The sequence below is a fragment of the Aromatoleum toluolicum genome, assembly GCF_012911005.2.
Lineage (GTDB): Bacteria > Pseudomonadota > Gammaproteobacteria > Burkholderiales > Rhodocyclaceae > Aromatoleum > Aromatoleum toluolicum.
In genome coordinates, this window is the sequence record NZ_WTVS01000036.1 from 1 (window position 1) to 24238 (window position 24238).

A 24238-nucleotide genomic window follows, 5' to 3' on the forward strand; every position below is an offset into this window, starting at 1 on the left:
GGGGCGGGGAGGTTCTTCGATGGAGTCTGTCCAGGCACTGCGCGTGGTGATCGTCGACGACGAGGCGCCGGCGCGCGCGCGCCTGCGCGACCTGCTCGGCGACATCGCTCAGGAGCAGCCGACCGCCGTCGTCGGTGTCGCGGCCAATGGAGTCGAGGCGCTGCGTCTGCTCGAGAGCGAGCCGGCCGACGTCGTGCTGGCGGACATCCGCATGCCGGTGATGGACGGCGTCGAACTCGCCCGCCACCTCGGTCGCCTGGTGAAGCCCCCCGTGGTGATCTTCACGACGGCTTACGACGAGTACGCGGTGCAGGCCTTCGAGCTGTCGGCGGTCGATTACCTGCTCAAGCCGGTGCGGGCGCAGCGCCTCGCCGACGCGCTGGCGAAGGTGCGCAGCCGCCACCCGCTGCCGGATGCGGCGCTTGCCGCGCTGGCGCCCGGAGCGCGGCAGCATTTCAGCGTCAGCGAGCGCGGTCGCATCCTGCTGGTGCCGGTCGCGGACGTGCTGTTCCTGCGTGCGGAGCTGAAATACGTGACCGCGCGCACCACCGAGCGCGAATTCCTGCTCGACGAGTCGCTGGTGCAACTGGAGCAGGAGTTCGCCGGCCGCTTCCTGCGCATCCACCGCAACTGCCTCGTCGCGCGCGCGGCCGTGGTCGGCGTGGAGCGTGCGGGCGAGCACGACGGGGAGCCGCACTGGGACATCTTGCTGGGCGGCTTGCCCGAAGGCCTGCCGGTGAGCCGCCGGCAATGGCCGGCGGTGAAGCAGACGCTGGGGATCTGAAGGTCCGTTTCCCTCCTTAGCCGCTGTTGCGCAGGCCCGCCGCGACCCCGTTGATCGAGATGTGGATGCCCAGTCGCACGCGCGCGTCGTCGTGGCCGTCGCGGTGGCGGCGCAGCAGCTCCACCTGCACGTGGTTGAGCGGATCGAGATAGGGGAAGCGGTTGCGGATCGAACGCTTGAGCAGCGGGTTGTCGTCGAGGAGTTCCTTCTGGCCGGTGATGGCGAGCAACGCGTCGACGGTGTCCTCCCATTCGGCGCGGATGCGGCCGAAGATCGCGTCGCGCAGCGCCGGGTCCTTGACCAGGCCGGCGTAGCGCGAGGCGATCGCGAGGTCGGACTTCGCCAGCACCATGTCCATGTTCGACAGCAGCGTCGCGAAGAACGACCACTCCTTGTACATCGCCTGCAGGCGTGCGAGGCCGTCGTCGGGATGGGCCGCGCGCCACGCCTTCACCGCCGCGCCGAAGCCGAACCAGCCGGGCAGCATCAGGCGGCACTGCGCCCAGCTGAACACCCACGGGATCGCGCGCAGGTCCTCGATGCGCGTGCCCTTCTTGCGCGAGGCCGGCCGCGAGCCGATGTTGAGTTCGGCGATCTCGGAGATCACCGTCGATTCCCAGAAGTAGCGTTCGAAGCCTTCCGTCTCATATACGAGGCCGCGGTAGGCGGTGAAGGCTTCGTCCGACAGCGCCTGCATCGTGTCGAGGAATTCGGCGCGCGGCGCGGGGGCGCGTTCGGCGAGGAGGCTCGCCTCCAGCGTCGCGGCGACGAGCACCTCGAGGTTGCGGCGGCCGACTTCGGGGTTGTTGTACTTTGCGGCGATGACCTCGCCCTGCTCGGTGAGGCGGATGCGGCCCTGCACGGCGCCGCCCGGCTGCGCGAGGATGGCCTGGTAGCTCGGGCCGCCGCCGCGGCCGACGGAGCCGCCGCGGCCGTGGAAGAGGCGCAGGTGCACGCCGTGCTTGGCGAACACTTCGACGAGCCCGATCTCGGCCTTGTACAGCGACCAGCCGGAGGTCAGGAAGCCGCCGTCCTTGTTGCTGTCCGAATAGCCCAGCATGATCTCCTGCATGCGGCCGCGCGACTCCAGCAGGCTCATGTAGCCGGGCAGCGCGAACAGGCGGTCCATCACCGTCGGCGCGTTAGCGAGATCCTCGATGGTCTCGAACAGCGGGATGATATTCACGTCGAGCGCCTGCTCGTGCGGGCGTAGCAGGCCGGCTTCCTTCAGCAGCAGCGCGAGTTCGAGCAGGTCCGAGACGTCGTCGGTCTTGGAGATGATGCAGTTGGTGATCGCCTCCTCGCCGAAGCGCAGGTGCGCGTTGCGCGCGGCGCGGAAGATCGCCAGTTCGCCCTCCGTCTCGTCCGAGTAGCGCACGTGCGGCGATGCAAGGAGGCGCGGCGTACACAGTTCGGCAATGAGCACCGCGCAGCGTCCGGCCTCGTCCAGCGCGCGGTAATCGGTGCCGGGCTGGGCGGTCGCCAGCAGCTCGGCGACGACGCGCTCATGCACGTCCGAATTCTGGCGCAGGTCGATCGGCGCGAGGTGGAAGCCGAACACGCGCACGGCGCGGCGCAGCAGGCGCAGGCGGCCGCGCGCGAGCGCGGCCGAGCCGTTGGCGACGAGCGAGCGGTGGAGGATGTCGAGGTCTTCGGACAGTTCGTACGCGTTCCGGTAGGGCTCCGCTTGCGCGACCGCGTGGCGGGGCGGTTCGCTGCCGAGCAGCAGGCGGTGGGTCGCCGCAAGGCGCGCGTAGATGCCTGAGATCGCGCGCCGGTAGGGCTCGTCCTTGCGGTGCGGGGACAGGTCGGGCGAGCGCTCCGCGAGCCCGAGGAGTCCGTCCGAGGCGCTCACGAGGCCGCCTGCGAGCGACAGGCGCGCGCCCAGTGTGTGCAACTCGTCGAGGTAGAAACCGAGTACGGCAGCGGCTTGCATCGCGAGCGCGCGTTCGAGCACCTCGGCGGTGACGAAGGGGTTGCCGTCGCGGTCGCCGCCGATCCAGCTGCCCACGCGCAGGAAGGCGGGCAGTTCGAGCGCGCCCAGCGCGGGGTCGCGCTTCGCCAGCTGGTCTTCGAGGTCGGCGTACAGGCGCGGCACTTCGCGCAGGAAGGTCGCATCGAAGTAGGAGAGGCCGTTGGCCACCTCGTCGACCACCGACAGCTTGGCCGGGCGCAACATGCGCGTCTGCCACAGGATGAGCACGGCACGGCGCATGGCTTCCTCGCTGTGCTCGCGCTCCTCGGGCGTGAGCACCATGCGGTCGCGCCGGTCGAGCAGGCGGGCGATGTCGGTCTCGCAGTTGAGGATGCTCTTGCGCTGGACTTCGGTCGGGTGGGCCGTGAGCACCGGCGAGATCGATGCGGTGTCGAAGAACGCGGCCAGTTCCGACGCCTCGTGGCCACCGGCGAAGGCGCGCGCGAGGGCATGCGCGAGGCTGCCTTCGCGCGGCGCTGAGCCGGCGATGAGGTGGGCGCGGCTGCGGCGGATGTGGTGCTGGTCCTCGGCGATGTTGGCGAGGTGCGAGAAGTAGCTGAACGCGCGCGCGACCTGGATCGTCTGTTCGCGCGACAGCGCATCGAGGATGCCTTCGAGCTCCTGGCGTGCGGCACGGTCGTCGTCGCGGCGGAAGCGCACCGAGGTCTGGCGGATGCGTTCGATGAGGCCGAACATGGCTTCGCCCTGCTGGTCGCGCACGGTGTCGCCGAGCATGCGGCCGAGCAGTCGGATGTCTTCGCGCAGTGGTGCGTCCTTGTCCTGGGTCATGATGTTTCCGTTGCAGTGTTGGGGTTCGGGGGGCGAGAGGTGCGCTCGGACGTCCATGCTAGAATGCTGTTTTGCTGCGGCGCCATTGGCGCGAACCCTGATGTTGCAACGCGGTATGTGCCGCGCCTGTCAGGATCCTAAATCATCTGTCGACGAGTCCGTTTACCGTGAGCGCAACTTCCGCCGAATTCAACCCGCCCGAACGTATCGTAATCGCCACCCGCGAAAGCCGGCTCGCGCTGTGGCAGGCCGAGCACGTCAAGGCCCGCCTCGAGGCGCTGTACCCCGGCTGCCGCGTCGAGCTGCTGGGCATGACGACCCGCGGCGACCAGATCCTCGATCGCCCGCTGGCCAAGGTCGGGGGCAAGGGCCTGTTCGTGAAGGAACTCGAGGCAGCGTTGCTCGAGGGGCGCGCCGATATCGCCGTGCATTCGATGAAGGACGTGCCGATGCAGCTCGCCGAGCCCTTCGCACTGCCGTGCATCTCGGAACGCGAGGTGCCGCTCGACGCCTTCGTGTCGCCGCGCTACGCGAGCCTTGACGAACTGCCGCCGGGGGCCGTCGTGGGGACGTCCTCGCTGCGGCGCGAATCGCAGCTGCACGCGATGTATCCGATGCTCGCGGTGACCAGCCTGCGCGGCAACCTCGACACCCGCCTGCGCAAGCTCGACGAGGGCCAATACGACGCGATCATCCTCGCCGCGGCCGGCCTCAAGCGCCTCGGCCTGGCCGACCGCATCCGCAGCGAGCTGCCGTCTGAAGTGTCGCTGCCGGCGGCCGGGCAGGGCGCGCTGGGCATCGAATGCCTCGCGAGCCGCAAGGACGTCGCCGCCTGGCTGGCGCCGCTCAACGACGCCGACACCTCGGCGTGCGTGCGCGCCGAACGTGCCGTGTCGCGCGCGCTCGCCGGCAGCTGCGAAGTGCCGCTGGGGGCCTACGCGGAGATCCGTGCCGGCAAGCTGTGGCTGCGCGGTTTCGTCGCGCTGCCCGACGGCAGCCGCATCGTGCGCGCCGAGCTCGAAGGCAATCCCGCCGACTGCGAGACGCTGGGGCTGGCGCTGGCCGCCGACCTGCGCGAGCAGGGGGCCGAGGAAATCCTCGCCCAGATCGGCTGAGGCCGGTCGCAACGGTCCAGGCGATGAACGCGGCAACCCTGTCCGGGCGCCACATCGTGGTGACCCGGCCGTCCGCGCAGGCCGACAGCCTGTGCGCGGCGATCGCAGCGCGCGGCGGCATCGCGCTGCGCTTTCCGGTGCTCGCGATCGGCGAACCCGAGGATCGCCGCGCCCTCGATGACGTCATCGCCCGGCTGGATGGGTTCGATCTCGCGTTCTTCGTCAGCCCGAATGCCGTGAGCCACGCCCTCGGACCCATCCTCGCGCGTCGCGCGTGGCCCGCCGGCCTGCGCGTCGCCACCGTCGGCAAGGGCAGCGAGCGGGCGTTGGCGGGCTACGGCTTCAAGGATGTCATCGCCCCGCAGAGCGGCTTCGACAGCGAGTCCGTGCTGGCTCTGCCGGAGTTCGCCGCGGGCGCGGTCGCTGGCCGGCGCGTCGTGATCTTCCGTGGCGACGGCGGGCGCGACCTCCTCGGCGAGACGCTGCGCGAACGGGGCGCGACGGTCGAATACGTCACGTGTTACCGCCGCTACCGCCCCGCGATCGATCCCGCGCCCTTGCTGCGTCTGGCTGCCGACGGGCGCGTCGACGCGATCACGCTCACGAGCAGCGAAGGCGTCGGCAACCTGCGTACCATGGTCGGTGACGACGGCTGGCCGGCGCTGCGCACGGTCGCCGTCTTCGCACCCCATCCGCGCATCGTTGCGCACGCACGCGCGGCCGGTTTCGAGCTCGTCCTCGAGACGCCGGCGGGCGATGAGGGGCTCCTCGGCGCCCTCGAGTCTCATTTTCGGCACGCCTCGGTTACACTCAGGCCATGAACCAAGAACAATCCGCGCTCACCCAAAACAGTCCGTCCGAAACCGCCTCGGCTTCGAATCGTGAAGCGGCCGCGCGGCCGTCCGCCTCCGCTCGAAGTTCCGGAGGCGGCCTCGCCGCCGGGATCTCGGTGCTTGCACTCGTCGCGACCGGGGTGCTCGGCTGGTACGTCTACGACATGCGTGGCAGCGTTGCTGCCGTGCGCGAGGAAGTCGCCCAGCGCCTCACCGCGGGCGAATCGGCCGTGACCGAGTATCGCGCGCTTGGTCGCCAGCAGCAGGAGACGATTGCCGCGCTGCAGGGCAAGCTCGGTGCGCTGGAGGCCCAGGTGGCGGCCACCGAGGGTCAGGCGGCGGCGCTCGAGACCCTGTATCAGCAGTTCTCGCGCACGCGCGAGGATCGTGTCATCGCCGAGGCGGAATACGCCGTCGCGATGGCGGTGCAGCAGCTGCAGCTCGCCGGCAACGCCGAGGCCGCGCTGATCGCCCTGCAGGGGGCCGAGGCGCGCGTCGCCGCGCAGGATGCCGGCCAGCTGCTGCCGCTGCGGCGCGCGCTGGCACGCGATATCGAAATGCTGAAAGCCGCGCCGCAGGTGGATGTGCCGGGCATCGCGCTGCGTCTCGAAGGCCTGCTGGAACGTACCGATACCTTGCCGTTGGCGTTCGCCGGCGAGCTCGCTGCGCAGCCGTCCGTCGATACCGGCGACGGCGCTGCCGCTGCACCGGCCGCGGCCACGCCGTCGCCGATGGATTTCATCCAGCGCATCGCGCACGAGGTTTGGCACGAGATCCTCGCGCTGGTGCGCATCGAGCGTCTCGACCAGCCCGAGCCGGTTCTGCTTGCGCCGGCGCAGAGTACCTACCTGCGCGAGAACCTCAAGATCCGGCTGCTGACCGCCCGCCTGGCGCTACTGGCGCGCGACGGGCGCACTTTCTCGGCGGATCTCGCCCAGGCGCAGACTTGGGTCGGACGCTACTTCGACAAGCGTGACGCCAAGGTGCAGGAGACCCTGTCCGAGCTGGCGGCCCTCGCCGCAATGCCGGTCAAGGTCGAGCAGCCCGCGCCGGTCGAGAGCGTCGCCGCGCTGCGCCTGCTGCAGGCGCGCGCAGGCGAGGCGAGCCGGAACGCTCCGCCTCTCGCCATCCCGCCTGCCGCACCGCCCGCCGAAGTGCCGGCGAAGGGGAGTGCCGCGCAACAGCCTGCCGGCGCCACGCGCTGAGGAGCCGGTCATGCGTGCCTTGATCTGGCTCATCGGAATCTTCGCGCTCGCGGCCGGCGTCGCGATGCTCGCGAGCGTCAATGACGGCTATGTGCTGGTCGTCGTCCCGCCGTGGCGCGTCCAGCTTTCGCTCAACCTGCTCATCGTCGGGCTGATCATCGCGTTCGTCAGTGCCTACGCCGTGTTGCGGGTCATTCGCCGGACGATGGCGCTGCCCGGGCGTGTCGTCCAGTACCGCGAGCGGCGCCGCAAGGAAAAGGCCGGCCGCGCGTTGCGCGATGCGCTGCGCGCGCTGTTCGAGGGGCGTTTCGCGCAGGCGGTGAAGTTCGCCGGCGCGGCGTTTTCCGATGGCGACAACCGCTCGATGGCGGCGCTCGTCGCCGCCCGGGCCGCACACGCGATGCGCGACGACACCCGTTATCGCATCTGGCTGGGCAAGTCGGCCGAGCAGGAAGATGAATCGCGCGTTGCACGCCTGATGACCGAGGCGGAACTGGCGGTGGAGGGGCGTCGTTTCGAGGAGGCTGCCGAGCACTTGGAAAACCTCCGGCTCGCCGGGCATCGCCATATCGCCGCGCTGCGCCTGTCGCTGCGGGTCGCGTCGGCGCTCGCGCGCTGGGACGAGGTGCTGCGCACCGCGCGCCAGTTGCACAAGCACAAGGCCATGTCCGAAGACCAGGTGCGTTCCGTGCTGCGGCGCGCGCATCTCGAGCGGATGCGCGAGTTGGCCGGCGACGCCGAGGGGCTGGCCGCGTACTGGCGCGAGATCCCCGCGGACGAATTGAACGACCGGCGTCTGGTCGAGCGTGCCGTGCCCTACCTCGCCGAAACCGGCCAGGGGGCGCTCGCGCGCCGGACGCTCGAGCGCCTGCTCGATGCGGAATGGGACAGCGGCCTTGCCCGGCTGTACGGTTATTGCTGCGAAGGCGACGCCGTCGATTGCCTCGCCCGCGGCGAGAAGTGGCTGCGCATGTATCCCAAGGATGCCGGCCTGTTGTTCGCGCTCGGTCGCCTGTGCCTGAACGCGCAGCTGTGGGGCAAGGCGCAGAGCTATCTCGAGGCGTCGCTCAACCTTGCACCGTCGATCGAGACGCATCTCGCGCTCGCCGGCCTGCTCGAACGTCTGGAGCGTGGTGACGAGGCGCAGGGGCACTACCGCGCCGCGGCTCAACGTTCCGCCGCCTGAAAACGAAACGGCCGCCCCGAGCGGAGCGGCCGTCGTTCATCCCTGCCGGCGGTCGCCGGTACTCAGCACCAGTCGCGCGGCTTGAGGAACTCGTCGTAGAGCTTCGCTTCCGCGCTCCCTGCTTCGGGATGCCAGTCGTAGCGCCATTTCACGATGGGTGGCAACGACATCAGGATGGATTCCGTGCGCCCGCCCGACTGCAGCCCGAACAGCGTGCCGCGGTCGAACACTAGGTTGAATTCGACGTAACGACCGCGGCGGTAGGCCTGGAAGTCGCGCTCGCGCTCGCCGTAGGCGATGTCCTTCCTGCGCTCGAGAAGCGGCAGGTAGGCCGGCACGAAAGCGTCGCCGACGCTCTTCACGAGGCCGAAGCCGTCATCGAACGCGATCCTGCCGTCCGCGCCGAGGTCGTCGAAGAACAGGCCGCCGACGCCGCGCGGCTCGTTGCGGTGCTTGAGGAAGAAGTACGTGTCGCACCATTCCTTCAGCCGCCGATACTCGGCCTCGCCGCCGAAGGGCAGCACCGCTGCCTTGCAGGTGCGGTGGAAGTGGCGGACATCCTCTTCGAATGGATAGTAGGGCGTGAGGTCCATGCCGCCGCCGAACCACCAGATCGGCGCTGCGTCGGGTTCGTTCGCCGGCGGCAGCGCGATGAAGAAGCGCACGTTCATGTGCGCGGTGGGGCAGTACGGGTTGCGCGGGTGCAGGACCAGCGACACGCCCATCGCCTCGAAGGAGCGGCCGGCGAGTTCGGGGCGGTGCGCCGTCGCCGAGGCCGGCATGCCGGCGCCCATCACGTGCGAGAAGTTCACGCCGCCGCGTTCGAAGAAACGGCCATCCTCGATGACGCGGGTGATGCCTCCGCCGCCGCCCGGGCGATCCCAGGCGTCGGTGCGGAAGGCCTCACCGTCGAATGCTTCCAGCGCCGCGACGATGCGTTGCTGCAGGCCGAGGAGGTAGTCCTTGACGAGGGAACGGTCGGGCGCGCTCATCGTGCTGGTGACCTCAGCTCTTGCGCGCGACGGCGCGATGACCGATGTCGCGGCGGTACTGCCTCCCTTCGAAGACGATCCCGTCGGCGACCTCGTAGGCGCGCTTCTGCGCGTTACGGACGTTGTCGCCGAGCGCGGTGACGCACAGCACGCGGCCGCCGGCGGTGACGACCTTGCCGTCCTGCTCGGCGGTGCCGGCGTGGAAGACGTGCACGTCCTCGGTTTCGGTCGTCGGCAGGCCGTCGATGACATCGCCCTTGCGCGGCGATTCGGGATAGCCCGCGGCCGCGAGGACGACGCCGAGCGCGACGCGGCGATCCCATTCGGCTTCGATCTGATCGAGGCGGCAGCCGATGGCGGCGTCGATCAGGTCGGAGAGATCGGTCTTCAGCCGCATCATGATCGGCTGGGTTTCCGGATCGCCCATGCGGCAGTTGAACTCGACCACGCGCGGCTGGCCGGCGTCGTCGATCATCAGGCCGGCGTAGAGAAAACCGGTGTAGGGCAGGCCGTCGGCCGCCATGCCGGCGAGCGTGGGCATGATGATCTCGCGCATCACGCGGGCATGCACTTCGGGCGTGACGACCGGGGCGGGCGAGTAGGCGCCCATGCCGCCGGTGTTGGGGCCTTCGTCGTTGTCCTTGAGGCGCTTGTGGTCCTGGCTGGTGGCGAGGGCGAGGGCGTGCTTGCCGTCGGCGAGCACGATGAAGCTCGCTTCCTCGCCGCGCATGAACTCCTCGATCACGACGCGGGCGCCAGCATCGCCCATTCGGTTGTCGGTGAGCATCATGTCGATTGCGGCGTGCGCCTCGTCCAGGGTCATCGCGACGACGACGCCCTTGCCGGCCGCGAGTCCGTCGGCCTTGATGACGATCGGGGCGCCCTGGGCGTTCACATAGTCGTGCGCCGCCGCCGCGTCGGAGAAGGTCTGGTATTTCGCGGTCGGGATGTTGTGGCGGATCAGGAAGCGCTTGGCGAAGTCCTTGGAGCTTTCGAGCTGCGCGGCGGCCTTGGTCGGGCCGAAGATCGGCAGGCCGGCGGCGCGGAAGGCGTCGACGACGCCGGCCGCGAGCGGCGCTTCCGGACCGACGACGGTGAACTGCACCTGCTCGCGCTTCGCCAGTTCGACGAGCTCGGGGATCGCCGTGACGGCGACGTTCTCGAGCAGCGGCTCGCGTGCCGTGCCCGGGTTGCCCGGCGCGACCAGCACGCGCGTGACCTTGGGCGACTGCGCGAGTTTCCAGGCCAGCGCGTGTTCGCGGCCTCCGGAGCCGATGACGAGAACTTTCATGCTGTTTCCTGCGCTGCGGATCAGTGACGGAAGTGGCGGAAGCCGGTGAACACCATCGCGACGCCCTGTTCGTCTGCCGCGGCGATCACTTCGGCGTCGCGCATCGAGCCGCCTGGCTGGATGACGGCGGTCGCGCCGGCCTGGGCGAGCACGTCGAGGCCGTCGCGGAACGGGAAGAAGGCGTCGGAGGCGACGACCGTGCCCTTGACCGCAAGGCCGGCGTTCTCGGCCTTGATTGCGGCGATGCGGGCGGAGTCGACACGGCTCATCTGGCCGGCGCCGACGCCGACGGTCATGCCGTCACGGCAGTAGACGATGGCGTTCGACTTGACGTACTTGGCGACGCGCCACGCGAAGAGGAGGTCGCCCAGTTCCTGCTCGGTCGGGGCGCGCTTGGTGACGACCTTGAGGTCGGCGACCTGGATGCGGGCCTCGTCGGCGCTCTGCACCAGCAGGCCGCCGCCGACGCGCTTGTAGTCCAGTGCGCCGGCGGGCTTGCCGAGCGGGCAAGTGAGGACGCGCACGTTCTGCTTCGCGGTCAGCAGCGCCAGCGCGTCGGCGGTGTAGGCCGGGGCGATCAGCACTTCGAGAAACTGCGCCGAGACGGCTTCGGCCGCGGCGCGGTCGACTTCGCAGTTGAAGGCGATGATGCCGCCGAAGGCCGAGGTCGGGTCGGTCGAGAAGGCCTTGCGGTAGGCGGCGGTCGGCGACTCGGCGATGGCGACGCCGCAGGGGTTGGCGTGCTTGACGATGACGCAGGCGGGCGTCGTGCCTTCGAAGGCCTTGACGCATTCCCACGCGGCGTCGGCGTCGGCGATGTTGTTGTACGACAGTTCCTTGCCCTGCAACTGCTGGTACGCGGCGATCGAGCCCTCGGGGGCGTTCGGCTCGCGGTAGAAGGCCGCCGACTGGTGCGGATTCTCGCCGTAGCGCAGATCCTGCACCTTGTCGAAGGCGACCTGGTAGCGCTCCGGATAGGCCTGCTTGGCCACTTCGCCGTTGTCGCCGAAAGTGAGCGCGGTGAGGTGGTTGGAGATCGCGCTGTCGTAGCGGGCGGTGTGGGTGAAGGCCTTCACCGCGAGGGCGAAGCGGGTCTTGTAGCTCAGTTCTCCGCCGTTCGCTTTCAGTTCGTCGACGATCGCAGCGTAGTCTTCGGGGTTGGTGACGATGCCGACGCCGCCCTTCGCGTCGCCGTGGTTCTTCGCCGCGGCGCGCACCATGGTCGGGCCGCCGATGTCGATGTTCTCGATGGCGTCCTCGAGCGTGCAGTCGGGCTTGGCGACGGTCTGCGCGAACGGGTAGAGGTTCACGACCACGAGGTCGATGCGCGAGATGCCGTGCGCGGCGATGGTCTCCATGTGCTCGGGCAGGTCGCGGCGCGCGAGGATGCCGCCGTGCACCGTCGGATGCAGGGTCTTGACGCGGCCGTCGAGCATCTCGGGGAAGCCGGTGTGCTCAGACACGTCGGTGACCGGCAGGCCGGCCTCGCGCAGCATCGAGGCGGTGCCGCCGGTCGACAGGATCTTCACGCCGAGGCCGTGCAGGGCCTGGGCGAATTCGAGGACGCCGCGCTTGTCGGAGACGCTGATCAGGGCTTGGGAGACTTTCATCGTTCGGATCGCAGGAAGGAGTCGGAAGGCGGGAAGCCGTGCGCAAGCGACGGCACGCGGCGGAATTCGGGCTTACAGGAGTTCGTATTCGGTGAGCTTGCGCCGCAGCGTGTTGCGGTTGATGCCGAGCATCTCCGCGGCCACGGTCTGGTTGCCGTTGGCCTGGCGGAGGACAAACTCGAGCATCGGGCGTTCGACGTTGCGGATCACCATCTCGTAGATCGCGGCGGGTTTTTCGCCGTCGAGGTCACGGAAATACTGATCGAGGGTGCGCTGCACCGAATCGGCAATCTCGTTGGGGCGGCTCATGCGGCAAGTTCCTGCGGGAGGTCTTCTTCGTAGCGCAGGCGGGCGTCCTGCAGGGCCAGTTGGCCGAAAAAGTCCTCGACGGCCGCCATTTGCGAGCGGACGTCGGGGAGTTGGTTCATCGCACGACGGAAGGCGGCCGAACCGACCAGGCCCTTCGTGTACCAGGAGATGTGCTTGCGGGCGACCTTCACGCCGGTATCTTCGCCGTAGAAGGCGTACAGGTCGGACAGGTGTTCGCGGCACACCTGGAGGATCTCGCTGACGAGCGGCGAAGGCATCAGCTCGCCGGTCGCCAGGAAGTGTTCGGTCTCGCGGAAGATCCACGGCCGGCCCTGGGCGGCGCGGCCGATCATGACGCCGTCGGCGCCGGTGTAGTCGAGCACGTACTTCGCCTTCTGGGGCGAGGTGATGTCGCCGTTGGCAATGACCGGGATCTTCACCAGGGTCTTCACGTGCGCGATGGTGTCGTATTCGGCCTCGCCCATGTACTGGTCGGCGCGGGTGCGGCCGTGGATCGCGATGGCGCAGATGCCGGATTCCTCGGCGATGCGGGCGATCATCGGCGCGTTGCGGTTCTGGCGGTTCCAGCCGGTGCGGAACTTGAGCGTGACCGGGGTGTTCGGCACTGCGGCGACGACGGCTTCGAGGATGCGGGCGACGAGAGGCTCGTCCTGCATCAGCGCGGAGCCCGCCATCACGTTGCACACCTTCTTGGCCGGGCAGCCCATGTTGATGTCGATGATCTGTGCGCCGTTGTCCGCGTTGTAGCGGGCGGCCTCGGCCATCATGTGGGGGTCGGCGCCGGCGATCTGCACCGAAATCGGATCGACCTCGCCCTCGTGGTTGGCGCGCCGGCGCGTCTTCGCGCTGCCGTAGAGCAGCGAGTTGGAGGTGACCATCTCGCTCACGGCGACGCCCGCGCCGAGCTTCTTGCACAGCTGGCGGAAGGGGCGGTCGGTGACGCCGGCCATCGGGGCGACGAACAGGTTGTTGCGCAGGGTGAAACCGGCGTACTGCATGGGCGGGGCGTGTTGCGGGGGAAAGGTCGGGATTTTACCCCATGCGGCGCCGGGCGAGCAGGGGAATGCTCGCCACGGGCAGCGACTGCGTCACACCGGTGTGGTATCCGCGCCCGTCGCTGCGGGCGTGCTCGGCTCGGGAGGAAGCGCGCGCGTGCTGCGGTTGCGTCCGCCCTCCTTCGAGCGGTAGAGCGCCGCATCGGCGGCCTCGATCAGGCCCTCCGGGGTCGCGACGGAAAGCTCGGGGAAAGCGGCGACGCCGACGCTGATGGTGACCTTGAGGCCGTCGACTTCCGCGGCTTCGATTTCCACCCGTAGCCGCTCGGCGACGCAGAATGCGCCCTCGAGCGTGGTGTTGGGCAGGATGCCGACGAATTCCTCGCCGCCGTAGCGGCATGCGAGGTCGTACTTGCGCAGTGCGTCGTGGAAGTTCCGCGCCACCGACTGCAGCACGCGGTCGCCCTGATCGTGGCCGTAGGTGTCGTTGAATTTCTTGAAATGGTCAATATCGAACATCAGCACCGCGAGCGAGGTGCCGGTGCGCTGTGCGCGGTTGTATTCGGTGTCCAGCGTGGCGTCGAGGTGGCGGCGGTTGAACAGGCCGGTGAGGCCGTCGGTGGTCGAGAGCCGGCGCAATTCATCCTCGAGGCGCTTTTCCTCGGTGATGTCGCGCAGCAGCGCAGCGGATCCGACGACGTTGTGGTCGCTGCCGAAAATCGTCGAGGCGAAGATCTGCAGGACCCGCCCCTTGTAGGCGGTGGTGATCGCGCCGCCCTGTTCGGGATCGGACAGCCACAGGCGCATCTGCTCCTCGTCGTCGAGGAGTGCGTAGAAGCCTTCCCGGACGAGCTGGCTTGCCGGCTTTTCGAGCAGGCGTTCGGCGGCGGGGTTGACCAGCACGATCTCGCCGGTGCTGTCGGTGACGACAATGCCTTCGCCGGCGCCGTGGATGATGGTCGTGAGCTTGTCCTGTTCCCGCCGCAGGCCGTCGTACGTCGTTCTCAGCTCCGAGGTCATGCGGTTGAAGCTGTTGGCCATGGTGCCGATTTCGTCGCGGCTGTGGATCGGCACCTGGTGATTGAGGTCGCCGTCGGAAACACGGGACATCGCGTGCGTGACCCTCTCGAGCGGCTCGACGACGGTGCGTCCGAGCATGTAGCCGGTGAGCAGCATGGTCGCCATCAGCGCCAGGGCGAGGCCGCCGATCGCGTACTGGCGCACCTCGTAGATGTCTCGTTCGACGGCGGCGAGCGAGGTCGTCAGCTTGATCACGCCGCGCACCTTGTGCGCGGTGCCGTGACACTTGCTGCAGGCCTCGGTGTACTTGATCGGGGCGAGAAAGGTCAGGTTGCGGTGGCCGTCCGGGCCGGGTTCGTAGATGGCAAGCGTGCGGCCTTCGCTCACCGCCGCGAGCAGGTTGGCGTCGTCGGCCGGCAGCACGGGGATCTGCTGTTCGTGATCGCGCGGCGTGAAGGTTTCCTCGCCGCGGCGGCGGTTCACGTCGTGGATGGTCTTGTTGTCGCGGAAGGCTTCGTCGCCGTTGGTGCGCAGGATGCGGAAGTCGAGGATGTCGGTGACCTTCTTCAGACGGTCCGCATAGGATTCGGCGATGTCCGCGGAACCCGCCAGCATCACCGCCTGCAGGCCCTGGGCCACGCTTTCGGTGAGCTTTTCCATCGTGCGTTCGTTCTGGCTCAGGACCGATTGCTCCTGGAAGTGCGTGTAGAAGAACGCCATCGCCACGAGCACGACCGTGACTGCAACGCCGACCGCGAGAGTGATTTTGTAGCGAATCCGCATGTTCTTGTTCATGTGATGGAACGTTGGCGCCAGGATTGTCCGGCCGCAATCATATAACGAACGGCGGGTTGCCGGCGGGGCCGGCGCCGTGCGTGCTACGGCCAGGCGCGGGCGCCGAACATCATGCGGCGGGCGAGGAAGTGGCGTAGCGGCGGCAGCATGTCGAGGGCGAACAGGGCGGCGCCGCGCGCGTGGTGCAGGGGGGCGAAGTCGTTGCTGAAGATGCGCGCGAGTCCATCGGTGAAGTTGATCGCGCCGAAGCGGTCGAGCCGGCGGGCGTCGCGCCACGCTGCGAGCGTGCCGGCGAGGCCGGGGTCGCCGCCATGCTCGAGCAGGGTGCGGGCGAGCGCCCACACGTCGCGCAGTGCGAGATTGAAGCCCTGGCCGGCGACCGGGTGCAGGGTCTGGGCGGCATTGCCGAGCCACACGGTGCGCTGGCCGACGGGGTCGGTCCGGTAGCGCAGCACCAGCGGGTAGCGCAGTCGCCCGGTGACGCGCACGAACTGCACGCGGCTGCCGAAGCGGCGCTGGAGCTGTTCGAGGTAGGCGGCGTCGGGCAGGGCCAGGAGTTCGGTGGCACGCTGGGGTGAGGCGACATGCACCAGGGCATACTCGTCGCCATGGGGCAGCAATGCGATCGGCCCTTCGCTGGTGAAGCGCTCGAAGGCGGTATTGCGGTGGCTGCCGGCGATGCCTACGTTGGCGATGAGTGCGTGCTGGCCGTAGTCGCGCTCGACGATGTCCGGCGTGCCGGCCTGCAGGCCGCCTTCGGCACAGGCGACGAGGCGGGCGCGAGCGGCGCTGCCATGGATGGCGGTGCCGGCGAGGCTGGCCGTCACCGCGTCGGCGCCCGCGGCCAGGCCGGTCACCTCGGTCTGGTCCATGACCGTGATGCCGGCGCGGTCGACGGCGTCGCGCAGGGCCCCGGCCAGGGCGCCTGCCTGGACGACGTAGCCGAGCGCAGGCAGACCGTAGTCGTCGGCCTCGAGCCGGGTGCGGCCGAAGCCGCCCTGCTGCGACACGTGGATGTGGCGGATCGACGTCGTCGGCAGGTCGCGCCACACGCCCAGGCGTTCGAGCGTGAGGCGCGAGCCATGGGCCAGCGCGAGCGCGCGCGGGTCGGCGGCGACGGCGTCGCGCGGACGCGTGTCGGCCAGCGCGATCGCGAGGCCGCTGTCCTTGAGGGCGAGGGCCAGCGACAGGCCGACCGGCCCGGCGCCGACGATCAGCAGGTCATGCTGCCCCATCGGCGGCCTCGCGCATGACGTCCTCGATGTCGGCGACCGAGCGCGGTGCCGCTTCGGTGATGTATTCGCAGCCGTCCTCGGTGACCAGTGCGTCGTCCTCGATGCGCACGCCGATGTTCCAGAACGCTTCCGGCACGCCTTCGGCGGGGCGGATGTAGCACCCCGGCTCGACCGTCAGCACCATGCCCGGCGCCAGCGGCCGCCACTCGCCATCGAGCTTGTATTCGCCCGCGTCATGCACGTCGCGCCCGAGCCAGTGGCCGGTGCGGTGCATGTAGAAGCGGCGGTAGTGGCCCTGTTCGAGCACTTCGGCGAGGCTGCCGGACAGGAGCTTGAGGTCGAGCATGCCCTGGGCGAGCACCTCGACGGCGGCGTCGTGCGGCATGTTCCAGTGTGCGCCGGGACGGATCGCGGCCTTCGCGGCCGTCTGGGCGGCGAGCACGAGTTCGTAGATGTCGCGCTGCGGGCCGCTGAAGCGGCCGTTAACGGGGAATGTGCGGGTGATGTCCGAGGCGTAGCCGTCGAGTTCGCAGCCGGCGTCGATCAGCAGCAGCTCGCCGTCGCGCATCTGGCGCTCGTTTTCGACGTAGTGCAGCACGCAGGCGTTGGCGCCGCTGGCGACGATGGAGGGGTAGGCGGGAGCCTGGCTGCCGGCGCGGCGGAAGGCGTGGATCAGCTCGGCCTCGATCTCGTATTCGAAGCGGCCGGGGCGGGTCGCGGCCATCGCGCGGCGGTGGGCTTCGCCGGAGATGTCGCCGGCCCGGCGCATGATCGCGATCTCGGCGGCGTCCTTGAGGATGCGCATCTCGTCGAGCTCGGCGCGCACGTCGCGGATCGCATGCGGCGGGATCGCGCCGGCGCGGGCATTCGCGCGCACGGTGTTGAGGGCGCGCATCACGCGTGCGTCCCAGTCGCTGTCGTGGCCGAGGCTGCACCACAGCGCGGGCTGTCCGGACATCAGGTCGGGCAGGCGCTGGTCGAGCTCGCCGATGGTCCAGGCTTCGTCGAAGCCGAAGCGCTCGCGCGCGGCGTCCGGGCCGTAGCGGTAGCCGTCCCAGATCTCGCGCTCCTCGTTCTTCTCGCGGCAGAACAGGATCGATTTCGGCGTGTCGCCGGCGATCAGCACGACCACCGCCTCGGGTTCGCCGAAGCCGGTGAGGTAGTGGAAATAGCTGTCGTAGCGGAAGGGGTAGTGCGTGTCGCGGTTGCGTGCGTATTCGGGCGCGGTCGGTACGACGGCGACGCCCCCGCCGAGTGCGTTCATGCGCGCGAGCAGGCGCTCGCGGCGGGCGCGGAAGGGAGCGATATCGAGCGTGAGGGGGGCGAACTGCGGGTCGAGGTGCGTGTTCATCGGCTGATTATGGCATGTGCGCGGGTGTCGGATTCGACCGGACCGGCTGCTGCGCGTTCAGGTGCCGGTCCGTCGCAGTCGTGTGTCGAGTTCGGCGAGCCGCGCCGGGGTGCCGACGTCGAGCCAGTAGCCGTCATGCGTCGTGCCGCCGACGCGCCCTGCGTCCATCGCGTCGCGCAGCAGCGGCCCGAGGGCGGCGCGCGCGCCCGCCGCGATTCCGGCGAAGAGTGCGGGGTGGTACACGCCGATGCCGGAAAAGGTCAGGCGCGGCTCGCCGTCGCGGTGCAGGCGCCCGCCGGCGAGATGGAAGTCGCCGCCGGGATGGTGTTCGGGATTGGGCACCAGCAGCAGGTGGGCGAGGTCGCCGTTGGCCGCGAGCGCGGCGCCGCGGGTGCGCAGGGCCGCGAGGTCGGCGTCGCAGAACACGTCGCCATTCACCACCACGAAGGGCGCGTCGCCCAGCAGCGGCAGCGCCTGGCGGATGCCGCCGGCGGTCTCCAGCGCCTCGGCCTCGGGCGAGTAGCGGATGCGCACGCCGAAGGCGCTGCCGTCACCGAGGGCGGCCTCGATCATCGCGCCGAGATGGGCGTGGTTGATCGCGATGTCGCTGAAGCCGGCGTCGCGCAGGCGCTCGATGTGCCACACGATCAGCGCCTTGCCGCCTGCCTGCAGCAGCGGCTTGGGGCAGGCGTCCGTCAGCGGGCGCATGCGTTCGCCGCGTCCGGCGGCGAGGATCATCGCGCGCATCAGAAGGTGTAGCCGACTTCGACCGGCTCGGGGTCGAGACGGTCGAGCAGCTTCAGCAGCGGGCCGAGGTCGCGGTAGCGCTTGCACGCGCGGCGCAGGTAGTCCATCACCAGCGGCATGTCGGCGAGGTAGCCGTCCTTGCCGTCGCGGTGATACAGGCGTGCAAAGATGCCCAGCACCTTGATGTGGCGCTGCACGCCCATCCATTCGTAGTCGCGGTGGAAGTCCGAGAAGTCGTCCCGCACCGGCAGGCCCAGCTTGCGCGCCGCTTCCCAGTAGCGCGCGAGCATGTCGAGGGTGAAGTCCTCTTCCCAGTGGACATAGGCGTCCTTGAACAGCGAGGCGAGGTCGTAGGTGAGCGGGCCGTACACCGCGTCCTGGAAGTCGATGATGCCGGGGTTGGCCTGGCCCGGGAGGTACATCAGGTTGCGCGAGTGGTAGTCGCGGTGCACGAAGACCTGCGGTTCGGCGAGGTTTACCGCGAGGATGCGGTCGAAGGTGTCCATCAGCGTGACGCGCTGGCGGTCGTCGAGGGTGACGCCCTTGTGGCGCTCGATGTACCAATCGGGGAACAGCATCAGCTCGCGCAGCAGCAGTTCGCGCGAGTATTCGGGCAGGACGTCGGGGCGGCTCGCGCGCTGGATCGCGATCAGCGAGCCGAGGGCGTCGGCGTAGAGGTGGGCGGCGTTGTCCTTGTTCAGCGCGGCGAGGTAGGTCGTGCTGCCGAGGTCGGAAAGCAGCAGGAAGCCCTGGTCGAGGTCCTGCGCGAGCACTTCCGGGACGTGTGCGCCGGCGGCGCGGAACAGTTCCTCCACCTTGAGCCAGGGGCGGCAGTCCTCGCGCTCGGGCGGGGCGTCCATGACGACCAGGCTGGGGCTGCCGTCGGCGAAGTTCACGCGGAAATAGCGACGGAAACTGGCGTCGGCCGATGCGGGCGTCAGCTCGAAGGTCTTTCCGGACATTCGGGTGGTCAGCCAGTCGTTCAGTTGGGCAAGTCTGTGCACCGGGTTCTCCGCAACGCTTCGTGTAAAATCCGCGAGTTTATCAAAAGGCCGGGACCGTGCCGGGCACGGGCCGCCGGCGATGAAACCAGGATTGGGGAAAGCGCTTTGCGCGATATGCGATTGAGAACGCAGCTGCGGGCGATCCCGCTGCTGCTGCTTTGCTGTTTCTCGGGCTCGGCCCTGGCGGCCGGACTGCCGCCGCTGGTCGTGTCGCCGGACCTGCTCGGTGGCGGTAGCCCCCGCGCGCCAGCCAAGCCTGCGCCCGCTGCGGCTCCGGCGGAGGCCGCACAGCCTGCGGCCGATGGCCGCCCTGCAGCGAAGGCGCCTGCTCCGGCGCCCGCCGCCGCGACACCGACGCCGGCTGCGAAGCTGCCCGCGCAGGCGACTGCCGCATTGCCGCCGGGTGCGACCGAGGTGCGTGCCCAGCGCATTCGCGGCACGCGCTCGGTCGAGCTCGTGGCGGAAGGCGATGCCGAGCTGCAGCGCGACGATCTGCTGCTTTCCGCGGACAAGCTGAGCTACCGCGAGCTCGACGACGAGGCCCATGCCGAGGGCAATGTGCGGCTCAAGCGCGGCGAGGACAGCATGAGCGGACCGGAGGCGCGGCTCAAGCTCGAGGAGCGGCTGGGCTCGTTCGAGTCGCCGACCTACCGCATCAAGCGCCAGTCGACCGCGCCGGTGCAGCCGGGCGAGACGCCGCGCGAGGTCGCCGGGGGCGGTTCGGCCGATGTGCTGTATTTCGAGGGCGAGAACCAGTACCGCCTGAAGAACGCGACCTGGTCGACCTGCGAGGCGAGCGACCCCGACTGGTACCTGAAGGCGAGCGACCTGCACCTCGACTACGACCGCGAACTCGGCACCGCGCAGGGCGCGAGCCTGGTGTTCCAGGACGTGCCGATGCTGTGGTGGCCGTGGGCGGAGTTTCCGCTCGTCGGCCAGCGCCAGTCGGGCTTCCTCGCGCCGACCTTCGGCATGTCGAACAAGGTCGGTCTCGACATCTCGGTGCCGTACTACTGGAACATCGCGCCGAACTACGACGCGACGATTGCCCCGCGCGTCATGGGCCGCCGCGGCGTGCAGCTGGCGACCGAGTTCCGTTACCTGACACCGACGCAGGCCGGTGAGGCGCGTGTCGAATACCTGCCGCGCGACAACGTCACCGGCGAGGAGCGTGCGCTGGGCTCCTTCCAGCATACGCAGGTCATCACGCCCAGCCTGTTCGCGGCAATCGACTGGAACGGCGTCACCGACAAGGAGTATTTCGAGGACCTCAGTTCGCGCGTGTCGGTCGCCTCGCGTGCGAACCTCGTGCGCAAGGGCACGCTGAACTATGCCGGCGGCGAGTGGTGGAACGCCTCCGCGCTGGTGCAGAGCTACCAGACCCTGTCGGGCAGCGAGCCGTATCGCATGCTGCCGCAGCTGCTGCTGAACGCCAACCGCGGCGAGCTGATCGGCGGCTCGGCCTTTGCGTTCCGCGGCGAATACGTGCAGTTCGACCATCCGGACTCGAATCTTGCGGAGGGCAGCCGCTTCACCCTCCATCCGCAGGTGTCGCTGCCCTTCGAGCGCGCCGGCTATTACGTCACGCCCAAGGTCGGCCTGCATTACACGCAGTACGACCTCGACCGCGACCTGAGCGGCAACAGCCGCTCGATCACGCGCTCGGTGCCGATCTTCTCCGTCGACAGCGGCCTGTTCTTCGAGCGCGACACCAGCCTGTTCGGCCGCGATTTCCTGCAGACGCTGGAGCCGCGCGTGTTCTACGTCAAGACGCCGTTCCGCGACCAGTCCGACATTCCGGTGTTCGATTCGTCGCGCTACGACTTCGGCCTCGCGCAGATCTTTTCCGAGAACCAGTACTCGGGCGGCGACCGCATCGCCGATGCGAACCAGGTGACCGCGGCGGTGACCTCGCGCCTGATCGACCCCGAATCCGGCGGCGAGCGCCTGCGCGCGACCGTCGGCCAGCGCTTCTACTTCGACGACCAGCGCGTGACGCTGCCCGGCGAGGAGCCGCGCACCGGCCGCCGTGCCGACGTCCTCGGCCTCTTCAGCGGCTACGTGATGCAGAAGACCTGGCTCGACTCGACCCTGCAGTACAACCCGCGCGACATGTGGACCGAACGCTTCAACGTCGGCGTGCGCTACCAGCCGGATTTCGCCAAGGCGCTGAACCTGTCCTACCGCTATTCGCGCGGCCGGCTCGCCGATGAGAGCGACAAGGTCCAGGATCTCGCGCTGTCCGGCCAGTGGCCGCTGGGCGGCGGATGGTACGGCGTCGGGCGCGTGACGCGCTCGCTGAAGGAAGACCGCATCACCGAGGCGATCGCGGGCATCGAGTACGATGGCGGCTGCTGGGTCGTGCGTACCGCGGTGCACCGCTTCGCGACCGACCCCAATGACGTCACCCAGGCGGTGTTCGTGCAGCTCGAGCTCAACGACCTCGCGAGCGTAGGCACCAGCCCGGTCAATCTGCTCAAACGCAGCGTCGCCGGTTATGGGAAGATCAACGATCCCGTTTCCGATCGCGTTTTCGGCGCCGAATGAGCGCCCCAACATCCACACCACGACAGAACATGATCCGAATTCCCTCGCGCCTGTGCATCGCCCTGGTCCTCGGCCTGGCCGGCGCCCCCGCGCTGCTTCCCGCGCATGCGGCGCCTGCGCGCCCGGTCGCGGTCGACCGTATCGTCGCCGTCGTCAATAACGAAGTCATCACCACGCTGGAGCTGCGCGAGCGCGTCCAGCAGGCGCAGCGCCAGCTCGCCCGCCAGGGCACGGCGTTGCCGCCGGCCGAGGTGTTCGAACGCCAGGTGCTCGAGCGGCTGGTGCTCGAGCGCGCGCAACAGCAGCTGGCCGCGGAGACTTCGCTCAAGGTCGACGACGCGACGCTGGAGCGGGCGATCGGCCGCATCGCCGACAACAACCGCATGAGCATGACCGACCTGCGCCTGGCGCTGGAGAAGGACGGCATCACGTGGAACCGCTTCCGCGACCAGATCCGCTCCGAGATCCTCCTCACACGGCTGCGCGAACGCGACGTCGACAGCCGCGTCGTCGTCACCGATGCGGAGATCGAGAACTTCCTCGCGAACAACGCCGATGCGCTGTCGGGCGAGGAGTTCCACGTCGCCCACATCCTCGTGCGCGTGCCCGAAGGCGCAACCATGCAGCTGCAGTCCGAGCGCCTTGCGCGCGCCGAGAGCGTCATCGAGCGCCTGCGCGCGGGCGAGGATTTCGGCCGCATCGCGGCGTCGTATTCCGACGCGCCGGACGGCCTGAGCGGCGGCGATCTCGGCTGGCGCGGGCGCGACCGTCTACCGGTGCTGTTCGCGGATGCCGTGCGCCAGATGCAGCCGGGCGAGGTGTCCAAGGTCATTCGCAGCCCGGCGGGCTTCCACATCGTCAAGCTCGTCGAGCGCCGCGGCGGGGCGGCGGCGGGACTGCAGCAGATGCAGCAGACGCGTGCGCGCCACATCCTGATCCGCACCTCCGAGATCGTGACCGACGCGGACGCCGAGAGCCGCCTGAAAGGCCTGCGCGAACGCGTCGTCAACGGTGCGAACTTCGCGGAGCTGGCGAAGGTGAATTCGGCCGACCTGTCGGCAGCGAAGGGCGGCGACCTCGGCTGGGTCAACCCGGGCGACACGGTGCCCGAGTTCGAGCGTGCGATGGAGGGGCTGAAGCCGGGCGAGGTCAGCCCCCCGATCAAGTCACCCTTCGGCTGGCACCTGATCCTGGTCGAGGAGCGCCGCATGCAGGACGTCACCGACGAGCGCAAGCGCGCCGCCGCGCGCAACGCCCTGCGCGAGCGCAAGGCCGAAGAGGCCTACGAGGAATGGCTGCGCCAGCTGCGCGACCGCACCTACGTCGAGTACCGCATGGAGAAGGAGTAAGCCGGCGTGCCGGGGCTGCCCATGAGCTTGCCTGTCCTCGCCGTCACGAGTGGCGAGCCGGCCGGCATCGGTCCCGAGCTGTGCGCGCATCTGGCCGGGCGCGACTGGCCGGTGCGCACCGTCGTCCTCGGCGACATCGGGCTGATCGGCGAGCGCGCCGCTGGCCGCGTCGCGGTCGTGCCCTTCGATTCCGCACGCGCTGCGGCGCCGGCGAACGCACTTGAAGTGCTGCATGTGCCGCTGGCCGTGCCGGCGCGTGCCGGCACGCTCGACGCGGCGAACGCCCCCTACGTGCTCGCGCTGCTCGATCGCGCGCTGGCGGGCTGCCGCAGCGGCGAGTTCGCCGGGATGGTGACCGCCCCGGTACACAAGGGCGTCATCAACGACGCCGGCGTGGCCTTCAGCGGGCATACCGAGTATCTCGCGGAGCATACCGGCACGCCGCTGGTGGTGATGATGCTGGTGGGCGGCGGCATGCGCGTTGCGCTCGCGACGACGCACCTGCCGCTCGCGGCGGTGCCGGCGGCGATCACGCGCGAGCTGCTGGAGGCGACGCTGCGCATCCTGCACGGCGACCTGGTGCGGCATTTCGGCCTGACGGCGCCGCGCATCCTCGTCGCCGGCCTGAATCCGCACGCGGGCGAGGGCGGCCACATGGGGCGCGAGGAGATCGAGGTGATCACGCCGGTGCTGGAGAAGCTGCGCGGCGAGGGCATGCAGCTCGCCGGGCCGCTGCCTGCCGACACGCTGTTCGTGCCGCACACGCTGGCGCAGGGCGACGCGGTGCTGGCGATGTACCACGACCAGGGCCTGCCGGTATTGAAGCACGCGAGTTTCGGCGGTGGCGTGAATGTGACGCTGGGCCTGCCGATCATCCGCACGTCGGTCGATCACGGCACCGCACTCGATCTCGCCGGAACGGGAAAGGCCGATCCGGGCAGCCTGTTCGCGGCGGTCGAGCTCGCGATCGCGATGGCGGGCGCACGCGGCTGACAGCCGAATTCTTTCAACCTGAGTGCCGGTCGACCCGCCCGCGCGACGGCGGCTTCCGGTCCTCGTTGGCGCGGGGCGGACGCCTCGGCCCG

The 24238-nt window shown here is 69.4% G+C and carries 19 protein-coding genes; 8 read left to right on the plus strand and 11 right to left on the minus strand.

Annotated elements, in window-relative coordinates; genetic code table 11:
* Positions 1-19: 19 nt before the first annotated feature.
* Entirely contained in the window at positions 20-784 is a 765-nt protein-coding gene (locus tag GPA27_RS16560; RefSeq protein WP_169141669.1) for a LytR/AlgR family response regulator transcription factor, read from the plus strand.
* Between the two features lie 16 nt (positions 785-800).
* Here GPA27_RS16560 and ppc read toward each other — a convergent pair whose 3' ends face one another.
* On the minus strand, positions 801-3548 hold the full coding sequence (gene ppc, locus GPA27_RS16565) for a phosphoenolpyruvate carboxylase (RefSeq protein ID WP_169141670.1): 2748 nt from the start codon (positions 3546-3548) through the stop codon (positions 801-803).
* A gap of 167 nt (positions 3549-3715) precedes the next feature.
* On the opposite strand from ppc, the gene hemC reads away from it, so the two are divergent.
* From hemC to GPA27_RS16585, 4 genes are all read left to right on the plus strand, one after another.
* Entirely contained in the window at positions 3716-4663 is a 948-nt protein-coding gene (gene hemC, locus GPA27_RS16570) for a hydroxymethylbilane synthase (RefSeq protein ID WP_169141671.1), read from the plus strand.
* Positions 4664-4686: 23 nt separating this feature from the next.
* Positions 4687-5484 (plus strand): uroporphyrinogen-III synthase, encoded by a 798-nt coding sequence (locus tag GPA27_RS16575; RefSeq protein ID WP_169141672.1) that lies wholly within the window; start codon positions 4687-4689, stop codon positions 5482-5484.
* 128 nt (positions 5485-5612) lie between these two features.
* Complete coding sequence (locus tag GPA27_RS16580; protein ID WP_256223004.1) at positions 5613-6701, plus strand: uroporphyrinogen-III C-methyltransferase; 1089 nt, start codon at positions 5613-5615, stop codon at positions 6699-6701.
* 10 nt (positions 6702-6711) lie between these two features.
* Positions 6712-7887, plus strand: a complete 1176-nt coding sequence (locus tag GPA27_RS16585) for a heme biosynthesis HemY N-terminal domain-containing protein (RefSeq protein WP_169141674.1) — start codon at positions 6712-6714, stop codon at positions 7885-7887.
* 62 nt (positions 7888-7949) lie between these two features.
* Here the strand turns inward: GPA27_RS16585 and hemF are convergent, their stop codons facing one another.
* From hemF to GPA27_RS16635, 10 genes are all read right to left on the minus strand, one after another.
* Positions 7950-8879: an oxygen-dependent coproporphyrinogen oxidase gene (gene hemF / locus GPA27_RS16590; RefSeq protein WP_169141675.1), complete on the minus strand. Its 930-nt coding sequence runs from the start codon at positions 8877-8879 to the stop codon at positions 7950-7952.
* Positions 8880-8892: 13 nt separating this feature from the next.
* Positions 8893-10170 carry a phosphoribosylamine--glycine ligase gene (gene purD / locus GPA27_RS16595; RefSeq protein ID WP_169141676.1) on the minus strand — a complete coding sequence of 426 codons (1278 nt, stop codon included), beginning with the start codon at positions 10168-10170 and terminating at the stop codon, positions 8893-8895.
* A gap of 20 nt (positions 10171-10190) precedes the next feature.
* Positions 10191-11780 carry a bifunctional phosphoribosylaminoimidazolecarboxamide formyltransferase/IMP cyclohydrolase gene (gene purH / locus GPA27_RS16600; RefSeq protein WP_169141677.1) on the minus strand — a complete coding sequence of 530 codons (1590 nt, stop codon included), beginning with the start codon at positions 11778-11780 and terminating at the stop codon, positions 10191-10193.
* A 72-nt stretch (positions 11781-11852) separates the two neighbouring features.
* Positions 11853-12089, minus strand: coding sequence for a helix-turn-helix domain-containing protein (locus GPA27_RS16605; protein ID WP_050414691.1), 237 nt, complete (start codon positions 12087-12089; stop codon positions 11853-11855).
* Positions 12086-13108 carry a tRNA dihydrouridine synthase DusB gene (gene dusB / locus GPA27_RS16610; RefSeq protein ID WP_169141678.1) on the minus strand — a complete coding sequence of 341 codons (1023 nt, stop codon included), beginning with the start codon at positions 13106-13108 and terminating at the stop codon, positions 12086-12088. Before dusB ends, GPA27_RS16605 begins: the two co-directional genes overlap by 4 nt.
* Positions 13109-13198: 90 nt before the next feature.
* Entirely contained in the window at positions 13199-14920 is a 1722-nt protein-coding gene (locus GPA27_RS16615) for a diguanylate cyclase (RefSeq protein ID WP_169141679.1), read from the minus strand.
* Between the two features lie 83 nt (positions 14921-15003).
* The gene (locus tag GPA27_RS16620) at positions 15004-16155 is read right to left on the minus strand and encodes an FAD-dependent monooxygenase (RefSeq protein WP_169141680.1); all 1152 of its coding nucleotides are present in this window, start codon (positions 16153-16155) and stop codon (positions 15004-15006) included.
* The gene (locus GPA27_RS16625) at positions 16142-17506 is read right to left on the minus strand and encodes an aminopeptidase P N-terminal domain-containing protein (protein ID WP_169141681.1); all 1365 of its coding nucleotides are present in this window, start codon (positions 17504-17506) and stop codon (positions 16142-16144) included. Before GPA27_RS16625 ends, GPA27_RS16620 begins: the two co-directional genes overlap by 14 nt.
* A gap of 57 nt (positions 17507-17563) precedes the next feature.
* Positions 17564-18244: an N-acetylmuramate alpha-1-phosphate uridylyltransferase MurU gene (murU, locus tag GPA27_RS16630; protein ID WP_169141713.1), complete on the minus strand. Its 681-nt coding sequence runs from the start codon at positions 18242-18244 to the stop codon at positions 17564-17566.
* A gap of 8 nt (positions 18245-18252) precedes the next feature.
* Positions 18253-19257, minus strand: coding sequence for an aminoglycoside phosphotransferase family protein (locus GPA27_RS16635; RefSeq protein ID WP_169141682.1), 1005 nt, complete (start codon positions 19255-19257; stop codon positions 18253-18255).
* Between the two features lie 114 nt (positions 19258-19371).
* Here GPA27_RS16635 and GPA27_RS16640 point away from each other — a divergent pair, with 114 nt between their 5' ends.
* Genes GPA27_RS16640 through pdxA form a run of 3 tightly spaced genes read left to right on the plus strand, consistent with a single transcriptional unit; the run spans position 19372 to position 24146 of the window.
* Entirely contained in the window at positions 19372-21804 is a 2433-nt protein-coding gene (locus GPA27_RS16640; RefSeq protein ID WP_211165051.1) for an LPS-assembly protein LptD, read from the plus strand.
* Between the two features lie 29 nt (positions 21805-21833).
* Positions 21834-23153 (plus strand): peptidylprolyl isomerase, encoded by a 1320-nt coding sequence (locus tag GPA27_RS16645; RefSeq protein WP_169141683.1) that lies wholly within the window; start codon positions 21834-21836, stop codon positions 23151-23153.
* Between the two features lie 21 nt (positions 23154-23174).
* Positions 23175-24146 (plus strand): 4-hydroxythreonine-4-phosphate dehydrogenase PdxA, encoded by a 972-nt coding sequence (gene pdxA, locus GPA27_RS16650; RefSeq protein WP_169141684.1) that lies wholly within the window; start codon positions 23175-23177, stop codon positions 24144-24146.
* Positions 24147-24238 lie beyond the last annotated feature (92 nt).

Bases quoted from the DNA above. Each gene is read 5' to 3' on its own strand.
- GPA27_RS16560 (WP_169141669.1), top strand. From the start codon at position 20: ATGGAGTCTGTCCAGGCACTGCGCGTGGTGATCGTCGACGACGAGGCG.
- ppc (WP_169141670.1), bottom strand. From the start codon at position 3,548: ATGACCCAGGACAAGGACGCACCACTGCGCGAAGACATCCGACTGCTC.
- GPA27_RS16575 (WP_169141672.1), top strand. From the start codon at position 4,687: ATGAACGCGGCAACCCTGTCCGGGCGCCACATCGTGGTGACCCGGCCG.
- GPA27_RS16585 (WP_169141674.1), top strand. From the start codon at position 6,712: ATGCGTGCCTTGATCTGGCTCATCGGAATCTTCGCGCTCGCGGCCGGC.
- hemF (WP_169141675.1), bottom strand. From the start codon at position 8,879: ATGAGCGCGCCCGACCGTTCCCTCGTCAAGGACTACCTCCTCGGCCTG.
- purD (WP_169141676.1), bottom strand. From the start codon at position 10,170: ATGAAAGTTCTCGTCATCGGCTCCGGAGGCCGCGAACACGCGCTGGCC.
- purH (WP_169141677.1), bottom strand. From the start codon at position 11,780: ATGAAAGTCTCCCAAGCCCTGATCAGCGTCTCCGACAAGCGCGGCGTC.
- GPA27_RS16605 (WP_050414691.1), bottom strand. From the start codon at position 12,089: ATGAGCCGCCCCAACGAGATTGCCGATTCGGTGCAGCGCACCCTCGAT.
- dusB (WP_169141678.1), bottom strand. From the start codon at position 13,108: ATGCAGTACGCCGGTTTCACCCTGCGCAACAACCTGTTCGTCGCCCCG.
- GPA27_RS16615 (WP_169141679.1), bottom strand. From the start codon at position 14,920: ATGAACAAGAACATGCGGATTCGCTACAAAATCACTCTCGCGGTCGGC.
- GPA27_RS16620 (WP_169141680.1), bottom strand. From the start codon at position 16,155: ATGGGGCAGCATGACCTGCTGATCGTCGGCGCCGGGCCGGTCGGCCTG.
- GPA27_RS16625 (WP_169141681.1), bottom strand. From the start codon at position 17,506: ATGAACACGCACCTCGACCCGCAGTTCGCCCCCCTCACGCTCGATATC.
- murU (WP_169141713.1), bottom strand. From the start codon at position 18,244: ATGATCCTCGCCGCCGGACGCGGCGAACGCATGCGCCCGCTGACGGAC.
- GPA27_RS16640 (WP_211165051.1), top strand. From the start codon at position 19,372: ATGCGATTGAGAACGCAGCTGCGGGCGATCCCGCTGCTGCTGCTTTGC.
- GPA27_RS16645 (WP_169141683.1), top strand. From the start codon at position 21,834: ATGATCCGAATTCCCTCGCGCCTGTGCATCGCCCTGGTCCTCGGCCTG.
- pdxA (WP_169141684.1), top strand. From the start codon at position 23,175: ATGAGCTTGCCTGTCCTCGCCGTCACGAGTGGCGAGCCGGCCGGCATC.